This window comes from Albidovulum sp., from assembly GCF_049646345.1.
Classification (GTDB): Bacteria; Pseudomonadota; Alphaproteobacteria; order Rhodobacterales; family Rhodobacteraceae; genus Albidovulum.
This window is the reverse complement of the sequence record NZ_JBARVQ010000400.1, coordinates 1-4,311: the sequence shown is the minus strand read 5'-3', so window position 1 is coordinate 4,311 and position 4,311 is coordinate 1. Positions and strand designations below refer to the sequence as shown.

Genomic DNA, 4,311 nt, shown 5'->3' with positions numbered 1-4,311 from the left:
AGCATGCACTGCCCGCCGTGAGTGCGGACGGACAATGTCGCGACGTGCAAAGAACCGCCGGCCGAGCATTTGGCATGAACGACCGCCTCGTCCCGCGATCTGTGAGTTCGGCCACCCACAACTTCGCATCTGCGGCGAATGTCGGGAATGCGGGCAGCGACCGCAGCATCCTAACGGCAGGTCCAACGGCGTCTGTGGGTGGCTCCTGCATTGCAAGAGTTTTCTTGCGATGTTTGCGGTCATATTGTCAGTACCGTCGTCTGTCCGGCCTGTTCGTGCGGTAGTGTTCCGCTGGCCCTCCCTCTCGGGACATTGCTGCGCAATGCCCTGCCGGGCAATGGATGAATTCCGCAAGCGAGGTTCCAATCGGCTTATCGGCCTTAGAAGAGGGCCGCTGCCATTCCCGGAGTGTCCTTGCTCTTGGTTGACTTAATTCCGCATCATCACTTCAACGTCTTGCATCTCGTGGGCCGCTGGCGGTCAGACCGTCGGCTGCCGGTATTCCTGTTTCTTCGTGAGCATCGCCCAGATGGCGCGGGCGGCCTTGTTGGCCATGGCGGTTGTCGCCAATCGGAAGGGTTTGTCGGCGATGATCTTCGCCGTCCAGAGATCGACCTTTTCCGGCGAACGCTTCGCCATCACGGCGCGGGACGTCATGCCCACGACCAGCAGCTTGCGAATGTAGCGATCACCCTGCTTTGTGATCTTGCCCAGACGTTCCTTGCCGCCGCTCGACTTGTTGAGCGGGGTGAGCCCCAACCATGCGGCCAGATCGCGGCCGGTCCGGAATTGATGCGCGTCCCCGATCGTGGCGATAATCGCTGAGGCCGTGATCGGGCCGATGCCAGGCATGCGCATCAATCTGCGGGCGTCGGCACTCAGCAGGGCGTGTTGTTCGATCATCCTGGAATAGCCTTCGATGCGTTCGTTCAGGCCGATGAACTGATAGCACTGAATGCCCAGCATACCGTTCGCGATCTCCGGCATGTCAGGATGATCACCGTCAAGGTGGCACTTTGCAAAGGCCGTCACCGCTTCGATGCCGATGGGCAGGATATGCCCGAACTCGCGCGAGAGACTGCGGATCATGTTGGCCATCTGCGTGCGCTGCCGAACCGCCAGATCCCGTGTGCGATGGATCGAGAGGATGGCTTGCTGTTCCTCCGTCTTGATCTCGACAAACCGCATGGTCGGGCGCCGAACGGCTTCACAGATCGCCTCAGCATCAACGGCGTCGTTCTTGCCGCACTTCACATACGGCTTGACGTAGCTAGCCGGCATCAGCTTCACATCTTGGCCAAGCCTGCGCAGCTGGCGCCCCCAATGATGCGATGACCCACAGGCCTCCATTCCGACGACGCATGGTGGGAGCGTCTCAAAGAAGGCCAGCAGCTTCGCGCGCTTGATGGCTTTGTTGAAAACAACCCGGCCATTCTCCGAAATGCCGTGCGCTTGAAATACATCCCTGGCCAGATCAAGGCCGACGATCTTTACTGTCCTTGGGTGGTTCATTTCCTAGCAGTCAATCACAACTGAATTTTGGCGCATGCGATGCCGCTGGAGCAGGAGCCACCCACCTCATCCGCAAAGGGCACGAAGCGGACTCTCGAACCAGGACGCCACTTGAACGGCCAGCGTCACGCCATCAAAAGCAGGCTCACCCGGCGGTTCTGGCGGCCCTTTTTCTCAATCTTGCCCAAGGTGACCGGCCCGATCTCACCCGTCCGGGCCACATGGGTGCCGCCGCAGGGTTGCAGGTCGATCTGGTCGGTGCCCTGCCCGATCCGCACCAGCCGCACCCTGCCCTGCCCCATCGGTGGCTTCACCGACATGGTCTTCACCAGACCGGGATTGGCCTCAAGCTCGGTATCGGTGATCCAGTCATCGATCACCGGCAGGTCGCGGGCGATGAGGGCATTCAGTTCCGCTTCCAGTGCCGCGACATCCGCGGGCGGCTCGGGCATGTCGAAATCGAGCCTGCCCTTCTCAGTGCCGATCTGACCGCCGGTGACCGGCAGCGGGATCACGACCGAGAGCAGGTGCAAGGCGGTATGAACCCGCATATGACGATAGCGACGTTCCCAGTCGAGATGCTGGGTCACCTCTGCGCCGACCGGCGGCAGCGCCTGCCCGGCCTCGGGCACGAGCACCACCGAACCGGCGTCACCCTTCACCGCCGTCGCGATTGTCATTCGCCCGCCGGACCAGTCGAGATGGCCGCCATCGCCGGGCTGGCCACCGCCGTTCGGATAAAAGAGGCTCGCATCGACGATCAGCCCGCCCTGTTCGCTGTGGCCGGTCACGCGTGCGGGCGCCTCACGCAGATAGGCATCGCGGAACAGAAGGTCTGTCATACCTCATCCCCTTCGGCATCTGGATCGTTGTGTACCCCGCTCAGGTCGTCACCGTCATGGTCACGCGCAGGTTCCGGGGCGGATGATGGTTTGGGCTGCGTCTTCTTGCGGCCGGTCAGATCCTCAGGGTTGCGGATCCAGAGGTCGCGCTGCGCGAAGGGGATCTCGATCCCGTCCGCGGTGAAGCGTTCGTTGATCTGATGCAGGATCTCGGTCTGCACGTCGAGCTTGAAGTTGACGTCCGACAAGATCGCCCGGATCTCAAAATTCAGGCTGTCCGCGCCAAAGGCCACGAACTGCACCGAGGGGGCCGGATCGACCATGACCAGAGGCTGCGCCTCGGCAATCTCCATCAGGATCGCCTGCACCTTGCGGGTATCGGTGCCGTATGCCACGCCCACCGGAATGATCAACCGCCCGGTCAGGTTGGTGCGCGTCAGGTTCGTCACCACGCCCGAGACGAGATCGGCATTCGGCACGATCACATCGGTCCGGTCGAAGGTCTCGATCCAGGTCGAGCGGACCGAGATGCCGCGCACGGTGCCGAACTGACCGTTGACCTCGATCATGTCGCCTTCGGAAATCGGCCGTTCGATCAGAAGGATGATGCCCGAGACGAAGTTCTGCACGATGTTCTGCAGGCCGAAACCGATACCGACCGAGAGGGCACCGGCAACAATGGCGAGCGACGACAGGTCGATCCCGGCCCCGGTGATGGCGACAAGGGCGGCAAGGAATATCCCGACATAGCCGACGCCCGAAACGATGGCGTTCTGCACGCCCTTCTCCAACTCGGTCCGGGGCAGGATGGTCGAGCGCAGGGCGCTTTGCGCCAGCCTTGTGATTGCGTAGCCCAGGATGAAGATCAGGATCAGCGCCAGAATCGCGGCAGGCGAAATACGGGTGTCGCCGATCGACACGCCGCCACTGAACCGGGTCCAGGTTTCCGACAGATCCGCCGTGCGCGCACCCCAGATAAGCGCGAAAAGCGGCACGGCGAGCAGAGTCAGCACAAAGCCGATCAGCACCGGCGCCAGCGCCTCGCGCCCGTCCTCGCCCTTGCCGAAGGCCAACTGGTAGATGTCGGTCGCAAACCGCTGCATGAGCAGGATCAGCCCGATCAGACCAAGCGAGCCGACCGTGGGCCAGATCAAGGCATTGGCCGCCGCGACATAGCCGACAACAGCCAAAAGCGGGGCCACGACCGACACGGCGACGGTGGCCGTGCCGATCAGCCGCATGATCGTATTGCGGAATTCCTTGGCACCCACGGTGCCTTCGCCCGGACGCGGGCGCAGCAGCAGGCCAAGCCGGAAGAGAAGGACCGCGACGATACAGACAAGGGGGGCGGCCCAGACGGCCTGCGCGGCCATCGACAGGGGTGGGCGCACCTCGGTGATAAAGGCCGTGCGGAACAGTTCCACCGCCATCACCAGGCCGATCAGATTGGCATGAAACCGCGCCTCGGACGCGCGTTCGGCCAGCGGTGCATAGCTGCCCTCAATCCGAAAAAGCCAGCTCGCGATCCAGCGGGCGAGGAAAAACACGAAGGCAGCCGCAGGCAAGGCATCAATCAATGCACCAGAGCGGATGCCGGTCATGCCGCTGGCCTTGATGGCAAGGACGAGAAAGACAGTGCCCAACACCGGAACCACGAACTGACCAAGCGAAACGAGGGCGGCCGCGATATTGCGCGCACGCATCGAAACCCCGGTCAGAAGCCGTGTCGTCATCCGCTCCATGAAGCCGGGGCCACGCAGGACGAGGATCCCGGCGACCAGCAGGTAGAAGATGATGGCCGGCAGATTGTCCTTCAGTTCCGCTCGACGCGTGGGGTTCGCCCATGCCTCGGTCGTCTCGGCGCTCAGCGTCTTCACCCCCTGATGCAGGACCGCCCAGCCCGCGGGCCAGTTCGCCGGATTGGCCGGGGTCGGCGACAGACGCAACAGCTCGGTGG

3 protein-coding genes are annotated in these 4,311 nt (G+C 62.9%); all 3 read right to left on the bottom strand.

The annotated features are described in order from the left end of the window. Positions 1-480: 480 nt before the first annotated feature. Positions 481-1,512: an IS110 family transposase gene (locus WBB85_RS09785; RefSeq protein WP_432638435.1), complete on the bottom strand. Its 1,032-nt coding sequence runs from the start codon at positions 1,510-1,512 to the stop codon at positions 481-483. 125 nt (positions 1,513-1,637) lie between these two features. After that, on the bottom strand, positions 1,638-2,354 hold the full coding sequence (locus WBB85_RS09780) for an alanyl-tRNA editing protein (protein WP_432638434.1): 717 nt from the start codon (positions 2,352-2,354) through the stop codon (positions 1,638-1,640). Further along, positions 2,351-4,311: mechanosensitive ion channel family protein (locus WBB85_RS09775; RefSeq protein ID WP_432638433.1), on the bottom strand; the 1,961-nt coding region annotated here is incomplete at its 5' end. The genes WBB85_RS09775 and WBB85_RS09780, both read right to left, overlap by 4 nt.